Genomic DNA, 19,640 nt, shown 5'->3' with positions numbered 1-19,640 from the left:
ATAGGTGCCTGTCACCTTTTTATTCATATTTAGCCCGCAGCTCCTTCATCTCTTCCACAAGATTCTTTCCGATTTCCTGCGAAAAGTCTTCATAGACAGGATCCAGCTCAGCCTGCCATTCCTGTTTTTCTTTAGATGAGAGTACATGGATTTGAATGGAGGAATTCTGCCTGATTTTTTCAAGCAGTTCTTCGTTCATTTCAAAAGCCATCCGGCTGTTCCAAGCGGTTGTTTCTTCCATAGCCTCGAGCAGAATCTTCTTTGTTTCCTCTGTCTGCTCATTCCAGACCTTCTCGCTCATCATCACCGCATATCCAAGATAGCCATGATTGCTGATTGTCATATGCTTTTGCAGGTTATAAAATTTCTTTGAGTAGATGTTGGAAATGGTGTTTTCTTCACCATCCACATCGCCTTCTTCCAGGAGTTTATAAGTGGAATTGAATGAATCCTGAACAGCCTTTGCCTTCAGGCGGCTGAATTGTGCCGATATCACATCACTTTGCATGATTCGGAAGGATTGCCCTTTCAGATTCCCTGGTTTTTGGATAGGACCCTGATTTGAAGTGATCTGCTTAAATCCATTTGGCCAGTGGGCGAGCCCTTTAATGCCGTCCCCCTGCAAGGATCTCAGCAGCTGCTGGCCGATATTCCCGTTCAGGCCTTCAAGAGCAGCTTCACGCGAAGGGAACGCAAAAGGCAGATCAAGCACTCCCCATTGCGGTGAAAGCATGCCAAGCTTGGATGTGGAGGGGGCAATAAAGTGAACCTGGCCTTCTTTAAGAGCATTAATTTCTTCAATATCAGAATAGAGACTGCCGTTTGGAAACACTTCTATTTTAATATGGCCATTCGACTTTTCGGCGACAAGCTCTGCAAACTTTTGGGCGGCAAGGCCCTTCGGCGTATTTTCAGCCACCACATGGCTGAACTTGAAGACAATTTGATTCTTGAGCCCTTCCTGGTCATCATCATAGGGAATCGCATCCCTCGGAAAAAAGCTTTGATAGCCAAAGAAGCCAGCCAGCAGCAAAACCATACCGGCAAGGAGAATATAGCCTGCGGCGCTTTTCATTTGAATCCTCCTTTTTAAAACTATTAATGTTATCATACTTACAAGAATTCTATCCGTAAAGACAGAAGGGAGGTGCCCTTGTGAATCAAATGCCCATCCGCTGGAAGATTACCATCCTATCTTATGCAGTCGTTATTTTTTCTTTATTGATTGGCGGAATGGTCGTTATTGCTAACATCCAGGAGCAGGAAGAAAAAGAACTGAGGATACGTTCAATGAATACAGCCAGAACGGTGGCAGAGCTGTCAGATGTGAAAAAAGGAATCCTGCAGCCGCAGGGCTGGAAGGCGGTTAACAATGTCGCAGAGGAAATCCGGATCATTAATGAAACAGACTATATCGTGATCATGAATATGGAGCGTATCCGCTATTCCCATCCGGTCAGGGAACTGATCGGCCAGCCATCTACAGGAGAGGATGAGAAACCGGCTTTTGCCGAGCATATTTATTTTTCCAAGGCAGAGGGAGACGTCGGTACCTTTATCCGCGCATTCATCCCGATTAAAGATGAAAGCCTCAATCAAATCGGTGTGGTTGTTGTCGGCAATAAGATCCCTTCGATTACGGAGATTATCGCTGATCTGGCAGATGAAATCAGCATTATTGTCCTGCTGACACTCATATTTGGGCTGATCGGCTCTTTAATGCTTGCCAATCATATTAAAAAGCAGATGTTCCAGCTGGAGCCCCATGAAATAAAACGGATGCTGGAGGAAAGGACAGCCACGTTCCATTCGATCAATGAAGGCGTAATCGCGATCGATAACCAGGAAAACATTACGATTTTCAATGAAAAAGCAAAGAAAATTTTTAATGTGACTGGCGATGTCGCAGGCAAAAAAATCAGATCTGTTTTAAAAGACACCAGGCTTCCTGAAATAGTGGAGCGCAGCCGTGCGGTCTATAACGAACAAATCATTGTAAGCGGCAAGGTCATATTAAGCACCAGAATTCCCATCCGGAAAGACAGCGAAATGATCGGAGCGGTAGCTATTTTCCAGGACCGCACGGAAGTCACGAAGCTAGCCGAAGAGCTGACCGGTGTAAAAAGCTTTGTAGAGGCGCTGAGGGTGCAGAACCATGAACATATGAACAAGCTTCACACCATTGCCGGATTAATCCAGCTCGGGAAAGCAGACAAAGCATTAAAGCTGACGTTCGATGCGTCTGAAGAGCAGGAAAGCCTCTCGAATTTTCTCAGCGATAAAATCAGGAACGATGCCATTGCAGGTCTATTATTAAGTAAAGTGCGGCGCGGAAAGGAATTGGGCATCACGGTGGTCATCGACCCAAACAGCAATCTGGAGGAGTTTCCAAACCGCCTGGATCACCATGACTTTGTTTTGCTGCTGGGCAATCTGATTGAGAATGCTTTCGGGGCTTTTGAGCATAGTGAACGTGAAGATCGAAAAATTGATATCAGCATTGAACAGACGGATGAGATTTGTGCGGTCCTGGTGGAAGATAACGGCAGCGGGATAGAGGAAGCGTTTTTGCCGAAGCTATATGAAAAAGGATTTACCGCCAATAAATCAGGCGGGACAGGCTATGGGCTTTACCTTGTCAAACAAATTACAGAAAAAGGAGGAGGAGTGATCGAGGTTTCAACTGGCCGGGATGAAGGAACTTCCTTTACGATCACTTTTCCAATGGAAGCGGAGGGAGAAGCATATGGCGGTTAAAGAAGAAATCAGTGTGCTGCTGATTGAAGATGACCCAATGGTCCAGGAAGTTAATAGAGAATTCATTGCAAGTGTGGATGGATTTAAGATCATTGCGGCAGCAGGAAATGGGGAGGAAGGCATCAGCCTTGCGAAAAAACTGAAGCCTGACCTGGTTATTTTAGATATTTTTATGCCAAAAAAAGATGGCATTCAAACCCTGCAGGAATTCAGAAAGCAGCACCTTGATTCTGATGTCATCGTCGTTTCCGCTGCGAAGGATAAGGAAACCATCAAGCTGATGCTTCAAAATGGAGCCAGGGATTATATTATCAAGCCCTTTAAGCTGAACAGGATTCAGCAGGCTCTCGAAAAGTACCGCCATTACAGAGAGAGCCTGAAGGAATCAGGCACATTGTCACAGGAGCAGCTCGATGCCCTGATTTATGCCAGGCAGGCGAAGAAAGAAGCAAACATTCTGCCAAAAGGGCTGAATGAATTCACCTTAAATGAAATTACCTCCTTTTTGCAGCATCAGACCGAACCCCGCTCTGCCGAAGAAGTTGCCAACGGCATCGGCATTGCCAGAGTAACCGCCCGCCGCTATCTTGATTACCTTGAAAAAAGCGGTGCGATCCGGCTGGATGTGCAGTACGGAGGAGTAGGCAGGCCTGTCAATCGGTATGTCATTGTTTAGTTTCATTCCTTGAGACCAAAATGAACAAAACATCCGTTATGACCATAAACTTCTCGCTTTTATCTGAAAACGCTATCATTTCTAATAGAATGAATAGTTAGAAAAAGGAGATGAGATAAAAGTGAAGAAGCAGCGGATTTATAAGAATTTAACCTTTCAGGTGTTAACGGCTATTTTTATCGGTGTTATGGTCGGTCTGATTTGGCCGGAAGTCGGAAAAGAGATGAAGCCGGTAGGCGACACCTTCATCAACGCAGTCAAAATGGTCATCGCCCCGATTATTTTCCTGACCATCGTCCTTGGAATCGCCAAAATGGGTGATATGAAAAAAGTCGGCAAGGTTGGCGGCAAAGCGTTCATCTATTTTGAGGTTGTTACTACACTTGCTTTAATGATCGGTCTGATCGTCGTTAATGTCATTAAACCAGGTGCAGGCCTGAACTTTAATGAGTTGGAAAAAGGAGATGTTTCACAGTATACGGCCAATGGGGGAGAGGGCATCAATTGGATTGAGTTTGTGACGCATATTGTTCCTTCCAACATGGTGGATGCCTTTGCAAAAGGGGATATTTTGCAGGTATTATTCTTTTCTATTCTTTTTGGTGTCGGTCTGGCCGCTCTTGGTGAAAAGGGCAAAATCGTCATTGAATTTTTGGATAAGCTATCATTAGTCTTCTTTAAAATCATCGGCTATGTAATGAAGGCAGCCCCGCTTGGAGCATTTGGAGCGATGGCCTATACAATCGGACATTTCGGCCTGGCATCCCTTGTTCCGCTTGGGAAACTGATGATTTCCGTGTACGTTACAATGTTCTTATTTATCTTTGTTGTTTTAAATATTATCTGCAAAATGTACGGATTCAGCTTATGGAATTATCTGAAGTTCATCAAAGATGAAATTTTAATCGTCTTAGGCACAAGTTCATCAGAATCAGTGCTTCCGAGAATGATGGATAAAATGGAGCGCATCGGCTGCTCGAAATCGGTTGTAGGTCTGGTTATTCCAACAGGTTACTCCTTTAACCTGGACGGTACATCCATCTACCTGTCCATGGCGGTTGTCTTCCTTGCGCAAGTGTTCGGAGTGGATCTGACAATCGGCCAGCAGGTTACTATTCTATTAGTGCTCATGCTGACTTCAAAAGGTGCCGCTGGTGTAACAGGCAGCGGATTTATCGTATTGGCATCGACGCTTGCCGCCCTTCAGGTTATTCCTCTGGAAGGATTGGCTCTTCTTCTTGGTGTAGACCGCTTCATGAGTGAAGGAAGAGCCATCGTGAACCTGATTGGAAACGGAATCGCAACGATGGTTGTAGCAAAGAGCGAAAATGAATTTGATGAAAATAAGGCTAAGAAAGCCATTAGTGAAATGAAATTAATGAAGCAGGAGCAGCAAAAACAGGCTGTATAAAAGGTAAAGGCCATTCTCAAAAGGGAATGGCCTTTAATCATATATTGTCGAAAGGGCTTTGCTGTTCCCCGACAATTCCTGCACCTATTTCCCGGGAAAAAATCAAGTATAAGAAGGATTGTCTGACCTTTTAATCAAACGTTTGATTGAAAGGTAAATTGTTGAATAATAGCGTAAAACAGACAAAATTTAGAAAGTTATAAAAATTATATGGTATGATTATTCTTAAAAAAGTGACAGGCACCTATACCACTTAAGCAAACTGGTATAGGTGCCTGTCACCGGAAAGAAGGTTCACATCGTGAAGCGCTTAAAGGTTCATTATGCGTGGATTATTTTAATATTGACGTTTTTGGCGTTGCTGGCTGCACAGGGGGTACGTTTGTCATTCGGGGCGTTTATGGCTCCATGGGAGCATGAGTTTTCAGCGAATCGCAGCGTCATATCCTTCATTGCCTTTGTCAGCTATATTGTTTTTGCCATTTCACAGCCGTATGTTGGCAGGCTGATTGATAAATATGGCATTCGCTATATTCTGTCCTGCAGCATTTTGGTGATTGGTTTCTCAACACTTCTGACCTTTTTTACCACTAATGCTGTTCAGCTGATGATCATCTACGGTGTAATCGCCTCTGTTGGCTTTGGAGGTGCATCCAATGTAGCGGGAACGATGGCAGTGGCGACCTGGTTTGCCGATAAAAAGGGTATGGCCATGGGACTGATGTCTGCAGGCACAGCCGCAGGCCAGCTAATTCTCGTCCCGCTATCCTTATTCCTAATTGACCAGCTGGGCTGGAAGACAACCGTGCTCGTGCTCGGCTGCTTTTTGATTGTATTCATTTTTCCGCTTCTTCTGCTCTTTATCCGTTCGAACCCGGCTGATCTGCATATCGAGGCTTATGGAGCAAAAGTGAGTGATAATGAGAAGGGGAAGCAAGGTAAAAAGGAAGCACCAAAAGGAACACTATCTATATTCCAGCTCTTGAAGCGAAAAGAATTCCTGTTTCTCATGCTCCCGTTTTTCGTATGCGGCGTCACCACTACAGGCCTGATGGATACGCATCTGATTCCCTTTGCCCAGTATTGCGGATTTACGCCTGGCGTTACCGGAGCCGCTGTCAGTCTGCTGGCCGGCTTTAATATTCTCGGCACAGTCGTATCCGGGTTCCTCGCAGATAGGTGGAATTGCAGAAGGATTCTTGCCTTTCTCTATGGAGTGCGGGCCCTGACCATTGTTCTGCTGCTCATCATCGTGAATGATGCTTCCCTGTTTGGCTTTTTTGTCACTCAATCCCATCTGTTAATTCTGTTTGCCATCAGCTTTGGGATTGTCAATTTTGCCACTGTCGCGCCGACCATGAAACTGGCTGCGGAATATTTCAGGCATCTTTCCGCCGGAGCCGTGATTGGCTGGATATATTTGAGCCATCAGCTGGGTTCTGCTCTCGGTTCCTTCGTCCCTGGTGTCATATTTGATCTGACAGGGAGCTATGACAGTTCTTTCATTGCGTCCATCGTTCTTCTTGTCCTGGCTTCCGCCTTTAGCATAATGCTTCCGAGACCAGGGGCAGACTATCAGTATGCGGACAGCAGGGAATTAGTGCAAAATAGGTAGGAGTTTAGAATCGACACTTTATTTCCCATCGGTTAAACTAATAATAATATTGAAATAACAGTTCGGTTAGGGGAGACAGGCATGCATCGTAATCAAGATCTATATCAATTTTTCCTGGATAAAACCTGGGACTTAACAGAAGAATGGTATAAAAATGTGAACAAGGAAGAAAGCGGCGGGATATATACATCAGAAGACCCCGCTGTGATTGAAAGCGTAAAGAAGCAGAATTACGAATTCCACAAGCAGTTCTCCGAAGTCTTCCATAAAGAAGAAGAAGCGTTCTTTCATGAGTTGGAAAGCTGGATTGTCAAAGTGGCGCAGGATGATGAACACCTCCGCACCTCTCTGGAGATGATCCTGCAGGAGTTCTTTAACACTCAGGAACAGTATTTGAACTTGCTTGAGCAGTTCGTTGAAACCAGCCAGGGCCAATATGATGAAAAACAAATTGCCTTATGGCGCAGGATGATTATTAGAACCATTGGTGAAGTGGTTACCTGGTTCACGGAAGAATATAATAACCATTCCCAGAAGAGGCTGCAGGCTCAGCAGGCATTAATCCTTGAACTCAGTTCCCCGGTCATTTCTTTAACAGAAGATATCGCACTTCTGCCGCTTGTCGGGGATATTGATACGGCACGTGCAAAAAGCATGCTTGAAAATACACTTCAGCAATGCAATAAATTAGGCGTCAACCAGCTGTTCCTTGACCTTTCAGGCGTAGTCATGATTGATACCATGGTAGCCCATCAGCTATTCCAGCTGATAGAAGCGCTAAGCCTGATCGGCGTAAAGACAACAATCTCCGGCTTAAGACCGGAAATTGCCCAGACCGCAGTACAGCTCGGTTTGTCATTTGAACACGTAAGCATCAAATCCACGCTATCCAGTGCCATTAAATCAGCGAACATAATAGCAGGGTAATAAAAAACACGATGAGGACTGTCTTCATCGTGTTTCTTAATATTTAAGGCGTATCGGGCATGAAGTTAGATAACAGTCTAGCTCCAGGCGCCGATGAGCGGGCGCCCGGAGCTTTTAGTTATTCTAATCCTTTAATGGTCATTTCCTTCACTGGCAGGAATGCCTCACCTGTATCCAGATAGTTCACGTCCACCTGATCGCCTTCCTGCAGATAAATGGCCATCGGCACGGTTTCAGATGAAACCACATAGCTCTGGCGGTTATCCAGCAGGAATGATACGACTGTGAATTCGCCGGATTTCTCCTTGTACACCCGCAGTACAGTGGCGCTCATCTGTTTTTCCTCTGCTTTCGAGCTTCCGTCTACAGTGCCTCCGCCTCGCTGCAATGCGGTTTTATATAAACGCAATGCTTCATTTGGCGTTGTCCCATAAGCAGATATTTCCGGATTGGCCGCTGATACAATAAAGTAGTTCTGCAGGAATCCGTTGGCATCAAGCACAGGCGTCAGCCAGCTCGCTTCCCCGTAGAAGTTATACAGAACAGGCATTTCGCCGCTCCATTTTTTCTCGATGAATTTCTTCTCGATAATCTGGAGGGCACCTTGCGAATCCATATAAGATTCCTCAAGATTACCTGTAAAGAAGGTCGCTTCGCCCGTCCTTGAATTTGTCAGAGAATAGCCAAGCATTGAATCGACGCCTTCTTTTGGACTTGTAAAATCAGTGAAGTAGTACATGTCGCCATTCTCATCAAAAATCGGACTCACATTGGCCTCCGTTCCTTCATCCGATGGAAGCCTTACATCTGACTTTCCGAATTTGCTGTTCCAGAAGCCGTGGACATAATTCCCGAAATAGCTGTTCTGCAGACTGACCGTTTCAGGGGAAACTGCTCCATCAATAAAGGCCGGCACATCCTCAAGTTTATAGGACTTCGTCTGTCCGTTCAGCGGGTCAACCATGACCACTCCTTGAACATCAAAGCCATTTCGCGCCGAAATAAACTCTCCATATGAACGGATATAAAACGGCTTTCCGTCATCATCCACTTCCAGCTGCACATCTCCGTAAAAAATGGCCTGCGGATACTGCATCCGGATATGGCGCTCTATATTTTTATTAAAATAGGAGGATGGTGTGTACACCATATCGCTTTTCACAAACTTTGGATTGGCTGAGGAATCAGTCGCGCTGATTGTAAAATAGCCTGGTGTTTTATCTCCATTCCACCATTTGAAAAAGCCGGAAAACTCTACAGGCGCAATATAAACATACTCTCCATTGACTTTCTGGATCTGCAGGCTGCCAAGTTCATAATAACTCGTGTTCGGAACCTGACCGAAAGCCTTCTTCATCTTATTGCGCGCAAACTGCGGCGGCACGCTCGCCGGTGTTTCTTTTTCATCAAACGTCTCAATCTCCGTTTTTTCATTCATTTTGGCACTTTCATATTTATCATCTGCATTGAATAGAAAAGCTGTCAGAAAGAAAATCCCTGCAATCAGACTGACGGCAAACACACCCGTTTTTATCATTCGTTCCCTGCCTGTTGCAAGAACAGCTCCAATTAATGAAGCGATAACCGCAAATAGCCATAGGCTGGTCAAGTTCCGGTCCAGATTAGTGAAATAATACACGGCAAAAACAAGCAGCACAGAAACGGCGGCTGTGCCGGCCATGATCCCGGTCCCCAGTTTCCTGCCTTCCTTTTTCTTAGCCTTCGGTTTATAGCTGAACGGAATCAGCAGGATAGAAATCGCCATTCCGGCAATCAGTGAAAAAATAAAAATATTTCCCATAAGAATCTCTCCTAAAATAAGTTCGTTACTACTTAATACGGCCGGCAGACAAAAAAGTTTCATAAAGAAGAACCTTGTATTGTGCAGCGCAGTGTAATAGGAAGAATCTTGTGCATCCAAGGTGCATAACCGTTAAAGGAAGAGGATTTTTCCGCCTTAAGCCAGAATAGGATTAGCATTCCATTGTTAAGGAGTTTTTTTATGATCAAATATGAATTTGCCATACCGGATAAGAATCAATTATTTCAGTTATATGAAAATGACGGCTGGAATGAATTTTTGAAGCTGCCCAAAGAAAAACTGCTTAAGGCGATGGAGCAGAGCTGGCTTGTGATCAGTGCCTATGATGGAAAGTGCCTGATCGGGACAGGACGCATTATTTCAGACGGTCTGATTAATGCCTATCTTTGCGGATTAATCGTTGATCCAGATTATCGCAGCCAGGGCATCGGCAAGGAAATGGTGCGAAGGCTGGCAGCAGAGTGCTCGATGGCCCGGCTGCATTTACAATTGCTTGCAGAGGAAGAGAAAGCGGGCTATTACGAAAAGCTGGACTTTGAGGTATTTACATTAGGATTAAAGTATAAGTCTTCAGTCTAAAGTTGTAGCCATTTTCAGCCGGAACGGCGATTTAGCATAACGGTTCCAGCATTAAAATGGTTAATGTAACCAGTATTAGAAACGGAGGCAACTCTTATGGAAAAATATATATGCAAAACGTGCGGAACGCAATTTCCGCCATCGGTCCATCAGCCTGAAAGCTGCCCGATCTGCATGGAAGAGCGCCAGTACGTTGGACCCCGCGGCCAGGAATGGACAACATTGCATGAAATGACCGAAAGCCAAATTTATACAAATGAAATAAAGCAGGAGGAATCCAATCTTTACAGCTTGAAAACAGCTCCGGAGTTTGCCATTGGCCAGACAGCCTATCTCGTTCAAAATAATGGCTTTAATCTGATGTGGGACTGCATTACCTATCTCGATGAGCACACGATTGAAACGATAAAAGAACTAGGCGGAATGGACGCGATCGCGTTATCCCATCCTCATTATTATTCAGCACAGGCGGAATGGGCGGATACATTCAATGTGCCGATCTATATACATGAAGACGACAGGGAATGGGTGATGAGGGACAGTGAACACATTATTTTCTGGAGCGGAGAATCGCTCAAACTTCAAGATGGCCTGGTCATCCACCGCCTTGGCGGCCATTTTAAAGGCGGTGCTGTCCTTCATTGGGAAAATGGGAATGAAGGCAAGGGCATCATGCTCACCGGCGACATCATTCAGGTTGTCGCAGACAGTGGGTGGGTCAGCTTCATGTACAGCTACCCGAATCTCATCCCGCTTCCGGCTGAAACGGTAGAAAGAATGGCCTGCAGGATAAAACCGCTATCATTTGACCGGATTTACAACGCGTTTCACAGAGTTATAGAAAAAGAGGCAGACCTTGCAGTGCAGCGGTCAGCTGAACGGTATATAAAAGCAGTCCGGGGCGAGCTTTTTCAAACCTAATATTGGCTCTGTAAATAGAAATTTAGTAAAATAAGGTAATAGAATGGGAGGGAACGCGATGTTAAAGAAACCTGAATCCAATGAGTATGCACCCTATTATGAGAACTATGTCAGCTCCGTACCGGAAGGGGACCTGCTGCAGATCCTCGATGGGCAAATAAAGGAAACGACGAATCTGGTAAAAGACCTGAATGAAGATCAGGCTCATTTCCGTTATGCTCCGGAAAAATGGACTGTTAAAGAAGTTATCGGCCATATCACAGATACCGAACGCATCATGAGCTACCGCCTGCTTTGCATTGGCAGAGGGGAGAAGGCGAAGCTGCCGGGCTATGATGATAATGAGTATGTGAAGACTGGGCAATTCAACCGCTTCAGCATCAAGGAACTTTTAGAGCAGCTGTCCCATGCCCGTCAAAATACGATTGCCTTACTAAAAAGCCTGGATGATGAGGCACTGCTAAGGAGCGGGAATGCTAACGGCACCGAAGTAACGGCCCGGGCCATTGCCTATATCATTGCCGGCCATGAACTTCATCACCGCACCTTGATCAAAGATCGGTATATGGGTGCAGAAAGCTTTGGTGATACACATTGAATAAGCATGAAATAGCGAGCTGGCTGAAATCCCTTCTGATTGCCTTTGGAATCGCAATGGTGATCAGGGTCTTCCTTTTTTCACCTTATTATGTGGAAGGAGCCTCCATGGATCCAACTCTCCATGATGAGGAAAAAATCTTCGTAAATAAATTTGAAGAACTGGACAGAGGCGATATTGTCATCATCAAGGGCGAAGAAAAAAACTATGTTAAAAGATTAATAGGATTTCCCGGTGATGAACTGGAAATGAAAGATGACCATCTGTATATAAACGGCAAGCAATGGGATGAAGACTATCTCTCAGAAAATCGCGAAGCAGCAGAAGGAATTGTCAACAAATTGACCGGTGACTTCGGCCCCCTCACTGTCCCGGAAGATCACTATTTTGTGATGGGCGACAACCGCCTTGTCAGCCTTGACAGCCGAAATGGACTCGGATTTATTGAGAAGGACCGGATAATCGGCGTCAGCGAATTTGTCTGGTATCCTTTCACAAGCATAAGAAAAGTAGATTAGCTTCAGGAGCGGAAAGCACCGCTCTTTTTTTTATAATAGGGGGGTTTTATGGAATTGTTTCTTAAAACAGCTGCCTATTTGGTCTTTGCTGCCGGGTCTTCTTATTTCTTTTTCGGCGGAGTAAGAAAACCCGCCGGAAAACATGTACGAAAGCACAAGAGCTTTATCTTTTTGATCAGCTTTTTAGTTCTGAGCGGATATTTCTGGTTCGGCAGTTGACGAGCCTGTTTGCATCCTTCACAACTTTAAAAAGGAGATCGAGTATTTTAATAGAATAACAATCAAGTGTAAAGAAAGGAGATGTTATAGATGACAAATATCGGTTTGATCAGGCACGGAATTACAGCCTGGAATAAGGAGGGACGGGCACAGGGGAGCTCGGATATTCCCCTCCATGAAGAAGGATTGGCTGAGGCAGAACGCCTGGCAGAAAGGCTTGCCGCAGAAAGCTGGGATGTAATCTACTCTAGCAATCTCATAAGGGCAAAGCAGACTGCGGAAGCCATCCAGGAGAAAATCGGTTCCATTTCCCTTCACCTCGATCCCCGAATAAGAGAAGTCGGCGGAGGGATGATTGAAGGCACAACCGAAGCGGAGCGTATTAAAAAATGGGGCACAGGCTGGCGTGAAATGGACCTCGGTTTTGAGCCGAAAGACAGTATTATTAATAGAGGACTTGAGTTCCTCCAGGAAGTGACGGGTAAGCACCCGGGCGAAAACGTGCTGATCGTAAGCCACGGCTCCTTCATCCGCCATCTGTTAAGAGAACTGGTCCCGCACACAGATCTGTCATCCCCGCTGAAAAACACATCCATCACAAAGCTTTTGATCAAAGAAAGTCAGTGGGACTGTGAGCTGTATAACTGCACGAAGCATCTTGAGGTGAAGCAGATAAAATCATGTTAAGCCAGTAAAAAAACAGCAGGCCGCCGCTGCTGTTTTTTTTATTCATTATGTAACTCCGACTTAAAGTTCGGAAAAGTAAAGCTGAAAACGGTGCCTTTACCGACTTCGCTTTTGACGCGAACATTGCCATCCATGGCCCTTACAATACTGAACACGACCATCATTCCGAGGCCGGTCCCTTTAGAGCCTTTGGTGGAATAGTAGGGTTCGCCTAAACGCTGAAGCTGATCGGACGTCATGCCGACACCGGTGTCTTTTATTTCGATGGTGATCTGGCTGCTGCTATAGTGCGTTTCTATGTATAATTGCCCGCCGCGCGGCATGGCCTCGATGGAATTTTTAATTACATTCAGAAAGCATTGGTGGAATTTCTGCCGATCTCCTTTAATCGATCCGAGGAGGGCAAAATGGGCATTGATCTCTACGGAATTCTGGTTGGCGGTCGGTTTTAATATATTCATGACTTGTATTAGTTCTTTTTTTACATTGATTTCTTCGATCTTATCTAAGGATGGCTTGGAAAAGGTTAAATAATTTTGAATGACCTGCTCCGCCGATTCCAATTCGGCTTTCACGATGCCCAAATACTCAGCCCTTTTTCGCGGTGGCAGCCGCTGCTCCTGCAATAGCTGCACAAATCCGATTGCAGCCGTCAGGGGATTGCGGATTTCATGTGAGATGGCTGCTCCCATTTGCTCGACAGCTTCAAGTTTTTCTGCACGGACGAGATTTTCACGGATATCCAGATTTCTTTTGGCAAACTCAAAAACATACGAAATCATGAAGACACCCAATGGCGGAATCACCAGATAGGCAAACCAGGCATCAAACCGATTCTGAGGCGGCACCGATAATTCCATTACCACAACAGTCAGCACACTTAAAATCAGAGTAATGATAACCGAAAGGCGAATCCTTTTTCGCGGCACCTGCTTCCAAAACCAGGGATAGAGCCTCCAAAGAATAATCCCGAGGGGCAAATATAAAAGAATATTAGAATAAAACCCAGGTTCTATTCCATAAAAACTTCTCATCAAAATCACAGTCCCGGCTAATGCGGGACCGATTCCCGCATATAAACCGCCGATGATGACAGGTATCAATCGTAAATCAAAAAAGTAATGCGGGCTTGGCTGATAGGAAAACTGAAAGCATATCCAGATCATAAACAAAAGCCATAAAAAAGAACAGCCTTTGGAAAACCTGAATTTAGAGCTTTTTTCCGACCATACCAGCACAATAAACAAGATGACGATTAAGAGCGATAGATTAAAGAAAAAATGCTTTGTGATTTCCACCGTTTCACCTGCCTCTTTGTGAGGTTATAAGAAAATTCTATATTGTTTTACTATTTATGACAATACTCATTTGCTTTTTTTATATAATATTGTCAGAAAATACGAAATTGTCGGGGGTAAAGATTAATATTTCAACGCGAGTGAAAAATGGTTTGCCAAAAAGAATTTTATCCCTGTAGGATATGTCTTTGATGTTTATTTAAAAAAATGTATCATTCTAAATTTTTAGAACGTATAATAAAATTAGAATAAATAAATGAATGAATTAGAAAGGGTGAATCCACTTTGGATTTAATCAAGAAAACGATGGAGATCAATCTGGAACAGCAGAAGCTGATATCCAGCCCGTTAAGGATTAAAATTATTTATCTCCTCGCCAAAAATGCCATGACAGCCAAACAGGTTGCCGAAGAGCTTGGGAAGTCTGCGGGAAGCATTCATTACCATATTCAGCAGCTGTATAAAGGCGGAATACTCGAGATTGAGGAAACGAAAGAAAACAGGGGAATTATCGAAAAGTATTACCGGTCAAGAGCGACGCAATTCAACTTGAAAGGAGAAATTGGACAGGAAAAAGGAGAAAGCAGCTCCATGGGAATAAGCATCTCCCTCACAGAGGAAGAACTAAAGGGATTTCAGGACGATTTGTATGATCTGATGGTTAAATACATGGAAAAGAGCGTCAAGGGAGCTATAAATCGCAATCCATATGAAATCTCCTGCAGCTTCAAATTGCTTCATTCCGAGGAGGAAGAATAGATGGAAGCACAGATTAAAAGAAATATAACACTGTTTCTGGCAGGGAAATTAACAGCGGTGCTCGGTTCCTCCGTTTACGGCTTTGCCATTGGCTTATATATCCTTGCAGAAACAGGGTCCAGCCTGAACTTTGCCATAACCCTCATTCTTAGTGCGCTGCCAAGAATCCTGCTTTTCCCTGTTGCGGGCGCGCTCAGTGACAGGTGGGACCGCAAAAAAATCATCATTATTTCCGATTTTGCCTGTGCCGTCTGGCTGCTTGCCATTTTGCTGCTGTACCTTTTTGCCACACAGGAAATCTGGCTTCTCTACACAGCCACAGCCGTTCTAAGCATTTTGAATACCTTTTATTCAGCGGCAGTCACTTCAGCGATTTACAACATGGTCGGTCCTGATACACTGCAAAAAGCGATGTCACTCAATCAGGCCGCAGCTTCATCATCCGCCATCCTGGGACCCGTTCTTGGGGGCGTCTTCTTTGGCATCTTTCATCTATCAGTCTTCATGCTTATCAACATCATCGCCTTCACAGTCTCCGGCATCACAAGTTTACTTATTCAATACAATCTATTTGCAGAGAAAAAAGAAAGACCAGAAGAAAAGGGGATGATCTACGATCTGAAAATGGGTGTTTCATATGTGAAAAATCAGCCGTTTATAAAAAATCTCATTATCATTAGCATCTGGCTGAATTTTTGGTTTGCGGTTTTTCCCGTTGCCATGCCTTATCTGGTACTGACTGTGCGGGATATGAGCTCACTCCAGCTGGGCATCATTGAAGGGGCTTTTTCCGTCGGGATGCTGATCATGTCGGTCGTTCTATCTGCCCGTCCCGAGGTAAAGAGGAAAGAAGTTACCATTTTTGGGGGCGTAATGGCCATGTCCCTTATCATTGCTCTGCTTGGCCTCCCGAATTTTCCTGGCCTAATGGGCATTTCAAACAGCATCATGTTTCCTTTTTTAATAGGTATGGTCCTGCTGCTATCTTCAGTTATCATGGTAATCAACATTCCAGTAATGGTTCTACTGCAAAAAAGCACGCCTGATGCCTATCGGGGCAGGGTCATGTCACTCCTTGAAACAGGAGCAAGTGCCATGACACCACTGGGCTTTATCATTTTTGGCTTCCTGCTTGAAAAAATGCCTGTCTGGATCCTGATGGCTGCATGCGGCGGCAGTATTCTGGTGCTAATCCTGTATCATCTGCAAAAAAGGACCTTTATCCAGCTGCTGAGAGACGCGGATCAGCCTAAAACTGAGATTAGCCCACAAGCCTGAGAGAAAGCAGTTTTCCGCTGCTTTCTTTTATTTTGCCGTTTACCGCCTTCATTCTGGGGTATTCAACCTATAGATACATAGTTAACATCGTACCCCAGAAGCAATTGCTTCTTTATATAAGGAGGAAGAACATTTGAAACAAGATCCGCAAAACAAAGGCGTAAATGAGCACAGCAAGGACAAGCAGCTTGAGGAGTTTCGCATGGATAACACAGGCAAGAAGCTTACGACAAACCAGGGAGTCAAGGTTTCGGAGGATGAGCATTCGTTAAAAGCTGGTTCCCGGGGCCCGACCTTGATGGAGGACTTTCACTTCAGGGAAAAAATGACGCACTTTGACCATGAGCGCATCCCTGAACGGGTTGTCCATGCCCGCGGTTTTGGCGCACATGGCTACTTCCAGGTGTATGAACCCATGGCAGAATATACCCGGGCAAAGTTTCTGCAGGATCCATCTGTCAAAACCCCGGTCTTTGTTCGCTTCTCGACTGTTGCCGGCTCCCGCGGCTCGGCAGACTCTGTACGTGATGCCCGCGGCTTTGCAACGAAGTTTTATACAGAAGAGGGCAACTACGACTTAGTCGGCAATAATATTCCGGTGTTTTTCATTCAGGATGCCATCAAATTCCCGGATCTCGTTCATTCATTCAAGCCGGAGCCGCATAACGAAATGCCGCAGGCCTCAACGGCCCATGATACCTTCTGGGATTTTGCCGCCAATAATACTGAAACAGCGCATATGATCATGTGGACGATGTCAGACCGTGCCATTCCGCGCAGTTTCCGAATGATGGAGGGCTTTGGCGTTCACACGTTCCGATTTGTGAACGAACAAGGCAAGGCACGCTTTGTGAAATTTCACTGGAAGCCTGTTCTGGGCACGCATTCCCTTGTTTTTGACGAAGCACAAAAACTTGCCGGAAAGGATCCGGATTTCCACCGCCGTGATCTTTGGGAAGCCATCGAAATGGGTGACTACCCTGAATTTGAGCTCGGAGTTCAGATGATTGATGAGGAAGATGAATTTTCCTTTGATTTTGATATTTTGGATGCAACAAAGCTGTGGCCGGAGGAAATGGTCCCGGTTAAGATCATCGGGAAAATGACCCTGAACCGCAACCAGGATAATGTATTTGCTGAAACAGAACAGGCTGCCTTCCACCCGGGCCATGTCGTACCTGGCATTGATTTTTCAAATGATCCGCTGCTGCAGGGACGCCTATTTTCTTATACAGACACCCAGCTGATCCGCCTTGGCGGTCCGAACTTCCACGAGCTCCCGATCAACCGTCCGGTTTGCCCGTTCCATAATAATCAGTATGACGGCTACCATCGCATGACGATTAATAAAGGGCCGGTTGCTTATCATAAAAACTCGATGCAGAATAATGATCCAAGCCCTGCCACAGCAGAAGAGGGCGGCTATGTTCATTACCAGGAAAAAGTCGAAGGACGCAAGGTGCGCGAGCGCAGCGACAGCTTCAAGGACCATTACAGCCAGGCAAAAATGTTCTGGAACAGCATGTCTGAAGTGGAGAAGCAGCATATGATCGAGGCGTTCCGTTTTGAAGTTGGCAAGGTGCAGAACAAGGATGTGAAGCAGCAGGTTGTAGACATGTTCAGCAACGTAGATAGCTTCCTGGCTGAGCAAATTGCCCTCGGAGTTGGCGCAAAAGTGCCGGATGCTGCGAATGAATCCAAAGTGACGCTCTCTTCACCAGCATTAAGCCAAATGAACACAGCCAAATCACCTAAGACCCGAAAAGTCGCCATTCTTGCTGATAATGGCTTCAGCTATATTGAAGTCAAAAGCGTAATGGAAGCCTTGAAAGCAGCTGGGATTATGCCGGAGATTGTCAGCAAAAACCTGGGCATGATCAAAGGGGACGGCGGAGAACTGGAAGTAATGAAAACATTCCTGACCTCTCACTCCGTTATGTATGACGCCATCTATATCGCCGGCGGAAAAGAAAGTGCCGAAGCTCTGAAAATGGTGCCGCAGGCCAGGGAATTCGTCAGCGAAGCCTACAAGCATTTCAAAACCATTGCGTTTGGCGGCGAAGGAGCCGAGCTGCTGCCTGCAGAAGCAATGAACACGCTGGGGCAATCCCAAACCCTATCGGAAATGGGAATCGTCGAAATCAAAAACGGCGATGCTTCCTCCAGTGAGAATTTAATTAATAGCATTGCCATGCACCGTCATTGGGGACGTGCCATATAAGATGCCATCGAAGCCAGCTGCCCGTTATCGGGCGGCTGGCTTTTTTTCTGATTCCTTGATAGATTAAGGACTGACCGATATAGCTGATGAATCGGCCGATAAACGGAATACCGACTGTTTGGCCGTAAAATTTTCAAATTCGGCCGTTAAACCTTCATTTTTGGCCGATAAAATCGGAAAAATGGCCGTTAAAACTTTCAAGGCAGGATGCCTATTCCTTTTGGTCGGTAAATGATCCAGTTTGGCCGGAATTTGCCTAAACTTGACCGGTAAAAAGGCATAATAGGCCGGTAAATCCCCCATTTCGGCCGGTATTTTCCTGATTCTTTCCCGGCCCGCCAGCATCCGCATCAAAATTCCCGAATATGCAGGTATTCCCCGCCTAAAATAAGAATTCTTTAATAACAAACCTGCCAAAACAAAGCAAAAAATGACAGGAAGCCAAAAAGAGAAAAAAGGTAGGATATATTCAAGGGGGTGATCAGTAATGTCATGGATCGTATCGCTGCAGAAGGCGATTGATTATATAGAGGAGCACCTGCTGGAAGAGGATCTTTCCATCGGGAAAGCTGCGGAGGCAGCGAACTCCTCCGTATTTCATTTTCAGCGCACGTTCGCCATTTTGACAGATATGCCGGTCGGCGAATATATCCGGGGAAGGAGATTAACCCTCGCCGCACAGGACCTGGTCCGAACAGAGCGCAAAGTGATTGATCTTGCCTATAAATACGGGTATGACACTCCCGAAGCTTTTACTAAGGCTTTCCGCAGGCAGCATGGCATGACCCCGACTGAAGCAAGAAATTTTTCCGGAAAGCTGAAATCATATAACCGCCTGGTGATCCAGGTGAGTCTGAAAGGGGCAGAACCAATGCAATATGCAATTGTCGAAAAAGAAGCTTTTCAAGTAGCAGGAATCAAAAGGGAGTTCTCATTGTGCAATGAAGAGAATCTGGCCGGCATCCCGAAAATGTGGGATGAAGTAAATAGTAACGGAACAGATGACAAATTATTTATGCTGAATAATGGAGAAATTAAAGGGGTTCTCGGCGTATGTGTCGATAAACGCAGCACGAAGCCTGACAGCATGGATTACTGGATCGGGGCAAGCTTCAAAGGCGATAAGCCTGACAGCTTCGAGTGCCTGGAAGTCCCGGCCTCCAAATGGGCGGTGTTCGAAGTTCATGGCGCCATGCCTCATGCCATGCAAAACGCCTGGAAAAAAATCTTCTCGGAATGGTTTCCATCCAGCGGTTATGAACATGCTGCTGCACCGGAGCTGGAAGTCTATTCTGCCGGGGATGCATCCAGTCCGGATTATTATTCAGAGATCTGGATCCCGGTAAAATAAACA

General features: G+C 45.4%; 19 protein-coding genes. 15 read left to right on the top strand and 4 right to left on the bottom strand.

Going from position 1 to position 19,640, the window contains the following annotated elements; genetic code table 11:
* Positions 1–19: 19 nt before the first annotated feature.
* On the bottom strand, positions 20–1,075 hold the full coding sequence (locus QUF73_12820) for a TRAP transporter substrate-binding protein (protein ID MDM5227089.1): 1,056 nt from the start codon (positions 1,073–1,075) through the stop codon (positions 20–22).
* Positions 1,076–1,155: 80 nt separating this feature from the next.
* On the opposite strand from QUF73_12820, the gene QUF73_12815 reads away from it, so the two are divergent.
* The 5 genes from QUF73_12815 (at position 1,156) to QUF73_12795 (ending at position 7,386) form a co-directional block, all read left to right on the top strand.
* The gene (locus QUF73_12815; protein MDM5227088.1) at positions 1,156–2,757 is read left to right on the top strand and encodes a sensor histidine kinase; all 1,602 of its coding nucleotides are present in this window, start codon (positions 1,156–1,158) and stop codon (positions 2,755–2,757) included.
* Positions 2,747–3,433, top strand: coding sequence for a response regulator (locus QUF73_12810; protein MDM5227087.1), 687 nt, complete (start codon positions 2,747–2,749; stop codon positions 3,431–3,433). Before QUF73_12815 ends, QUF73_12810 begins: the two co-directional genes overlap by 11 nt.
* A gap of 121 nt (positions 3,434–3,554) precedes the next feature.
* On the top strand, positions 3,555–4,844 hold the full coding sequence (gene dctP, locus QUF73_12805) for a C4-dicarboxylate transporter DctP (GenBank protein ID MDM5227086.1): 1,290 nt from the start codon (positions 3,555–3,557) through the stop codon (positions 4,842–4,844).
* Between the two features lie 301 nt (positions 4,845–5,145).
* Complete coding sequence (locus QUF73_12800; GenBank protein ID MDM5227085.1) at positions 5,146–6,459, top strand: MFS transporter; 1,314 nt, start codon at positions 5,146–5,148, stop codon at positions 6,457–6,459.
* An 81-nt stretch (positions 6,460–6,540) separates the two neighbouring features.
* Entirely contained in the window at positions 6,541–7,386 is an 846-nt protein-coding gene (locus QUF73_12795; protein MDM5227084.1) for an STAS domain-containing protein, read from the top strand.
* Positions 7,387–7,504: 118 nt separating this feature from the next.
* On the opposite strand, the gene QUF73_12790 is transcribed toward QUF73_12795, so the two are convergent.
* The gene (locus tag QUF73_12790; protein ID MDM5227083.1) at positions 7,505–9,187 is read right to left on the bottom strand and encodes a hypothetical protein; all 1,683 of its coding nucleotides are present in this window, start codon (positions 9,185–9,187) and stop codon (positions 7,505–7,507) included.
* A 201-nt stretch (positions 9,188–9,388) separates the two neighbouring features.
* On the opposite strand from QUF73_12790, the gene QUF73_12785 reads away from it, so the two are divergent.
* From QUF73_12785 to QUF73_12760, 6 genes are all read left to right on the top strand, one after another.
* Positions 9,389–9,787, top strand: a complete 399-nt coding sequence (locus QUF73_12785; GenBank protein MDM5227082.1) for a GNAT family N-acetyltransferase — start codon at positions 9,389–9,391, stop codon at positions 9,785–9,787.
* A 96-nt stretch (positions 9,788–9,883) separates the two neighbouring features.
* Positions 9,884–10,708: a hypothetical protein gene (locus QUF73_12780; GenBank protein ID MDM5227081.1), complete on the top strand. Its 825-nt coding sequence runs from the start codon at positions 9,884–9,886 to the stop codon at positions 10,706–10,708.
* Positions 10,709–10,766: 58 nt separating this feature from the next.
* Positions 10,767–11,306, top strand: coding sequence for a DinB family protein (locus QUF73_12775; protein MDM5227080.1), 540 nt, complete (start codon positions 10,767–10,769; stop codon positions 11,304–11,306).
* Positions 11,303–11,824, top strand: coding sequence for a signal peptidase I (gene lepB, locus QUF73_12770; GenBank protein MDM5227079.1), 522 nt, complete (start codon positions 11,303–11,305; stop codon positions 11,822–11,824). The genes QUF73_12775 and lepB overlap by 4 nt, the downstream gene beginning before the upstream one ends.
* Before the next feature lie 48 nt (positions 11,825–11,872).
* Entirely contained in the window at positions 11,873–12,043 is a 171-nt protein-coding gene (locus QUF73_12765; protein ID MDM5227078.1) for a hypothetical protein, read from the top strand.
* Between the two features lie 90 nt (positions 12,044–12,133).
* Positions 12,134–12,730 (top strand): histidine phosphatase family protein, encoded by a 597-nt coding sequence (locus QUF73_12760; GenBank protein ID MDM5227077.1) that lies wholly within the window; start codon positions 12,134–12,136, stop codon positions 12,728–12,730.
* Positions 12,731–12,768: 38 nt separating this feature from the next.
* On the opposite strand, the gene QUF73_12755 is transcribed toward QUF73_12760, so the two are convergent.
* The gene (locus QUF73_12755; protein ID MDM5227076.1) at positions 12,769–14,028 is read right to left on the bottom strand and encodes a HAMP domain-containing sensor histidine kinase; all 1,260 of its coding nucleotides are present in this window, start codon (positions 14,026–14,028) and stop codon (positions 12,769–12,771) included.
* Between the two features lie 285 nt (positions 14,029–14,313).
* On the opposite strand from QUF73_12755, the gene QUF73_12750 reads away from it, so the two are divergent.
* The 3 genes from QUF73_12750 (at position 14,314) to QUF73_12740 (ending at position 18,286) form a co-directional block, all read left to right on the top strand.
* The gene (locus QUF73_12750; protein MDM5227075.1) at positions 14,314–14,787 is read left to right on the top strand and encodes a winged helix-turn-helix domain-containing protein; all 474 of its coding nucleotides are present in this window, start codon (positions 14,314–14,316) and stop codon (positions 14,785–14,787) included.
* On the top strand, positions 14,788–16,065 hold the full coding sequence (locus QUF73_12745; protein MDM5227074.1) for an MFS transporter: 1,278 nt from the start codon (positions 14,788–14,790) through the stop codon (positions 16,063–16,065). It abuts the gene before it with no gap.
* A 133-nt stretch (positions 16,066–16,198) separates the two neighbouring features.
* Positions 16,199–18,286 (top strand): catalase, encoded by a 2,088-nt coding sequence (locus tag QUF73_12740; protein ID MDM5227073.1) that lies wholly within the window; start codon positions 16,199–16,201, stop codon positions 18,284–18,286.
* Positions 18,287–18,349: 63 nt separating this feature from the next.
* Here the strand turns inward: QUF73_12740 and QUF73_12735 are convergent, their stop codons facing one another.
* The gene (locus tag QUF73_12735) at positions 18,350–18,637 is read right to left on the bottom strand and encodes a hypothetical protein (GenBank protein MDM5227072.1); all 288 of its coding nucleotides are present in this window, start codon (positions 18,635–18,637) and stop codon (positions 18,350–18,352) included.
* A 136-nt stretch (positions 18,638–18,773) separates the two neighbouring features.
* Here QUF73_12735 and QUF73_12730 point away from each other — a divergent pair, with 136 nt between their 5' ends.
* Positions 18,774–19,637: an AraC family transcriptional regulator gene (locus QUF73_12730; GenBank protein MDM5227071.1), complete on the top strand. Its 864-nt coding sequence runs from the start codon at positions 18,774–18,776 to the stop codon at positions 19,635–19,637.
* Positions 19,638–19,640: the final 3 nt, after the last annotated feature.

Origin of the sequence: Cytobacillus sp. NJ13 (genome assembly GCA_030348385.1) — a bacterium.
Classification (GTDB): Bacteria; Bacillota; Bacilli; order Bacillales; family Cytobacillaceae; genus Cytobacillus.
Note: the sequence above shows the minus strand (reverse complement) of the source record. Positions and strands in the feature narration are given on the sequence as shown.

Excerpts from the sequence above, each read along its gene's own strand:
- QUF73_12820 (MDM5227089.1), bottom strand. The coding sequence starts at position 1,075 with ATGAAAAGCGCCGCAGGCTATATTCTCCTTGCCGGTATGGTTTTGCTG.
- QUF73_12810 (MDM5227087.1), top strand. The coding sequence starts at position 2,747 with ATGGCGGTTAAAGAAGAAATCAGTGTGCTGCTGATTGAAGATGACCCA.
- QUF73_12795 (MDM5227084.1), top strand. The coding sequence starts at position 6,541 with ATGCATCGTAATCAAGATCTATATCAATTTTTCCTGGATAAAACCTGG.
- QUF73_12790 (MDM5227083.1), bottom strand. The coding sequence starts at position 9,187 with ATGGGAAATATTTTTATTTTTTCACTGATTGCCGGAATGGCGATTTCT.
- QUF73_12785 (MDM5227082.1), top strand. The coding sequence starts at position 9,389 with ATGATCAAATATGAATTTGCCATACCGGATAAGAATCAATTATTTCAG.
- QUF73_12780 (MDM5227081.1), top strand. The coding sequence starts at position 9,884 with ATGGAAAAATATATATGCAAAACGTGCGGAACGCAATTTCCGCCATCG.
- QUF73_12775 (MDM5227080.1), top strand. The coding sequence starts at position 10,767 with ATGTTAAAGAAACCTGAATCCAATGAGTATGCACCCTATTATGAGAAC.
- QUF73_12765 (MDM5227078.1), top strand. The coding sequence starts at position 11,873 with ATGGAATTGTTTCTTAAAACAGCTGCCTATTTGGTCTTTGCTGCCGGG.
- QUF73_12760 (MDM5227077.1), top strand. The coding sequence starts at position 12,134 with ATGACAAATATCGGTTTGATCAGGCACGGAATTACAGCCTGGAATAAG.
- QUF73_12745 (MDM5227074.1), top strand. The coding sequence starts at position 14,788 with ATGGAAGCACAGATTAAAAGAAATATAACACTGTTTCTGGCAGGGAAA.
- QUF73_12735 (MDM5227072.1), bottom strand. The coding sequence starts at position 18,637 with ATGCGGATGCTGGCGGGCCGGGAAAGAATCAGGAAAATACCGGCCGAA.
- QUF73_12730 (MDM5227071.1), top strand. The coding sequence starts at position 18,774 with ATGTCATGGATCGTATCGCTGCAGAAGGCGATTGATTATATAGAGGAG.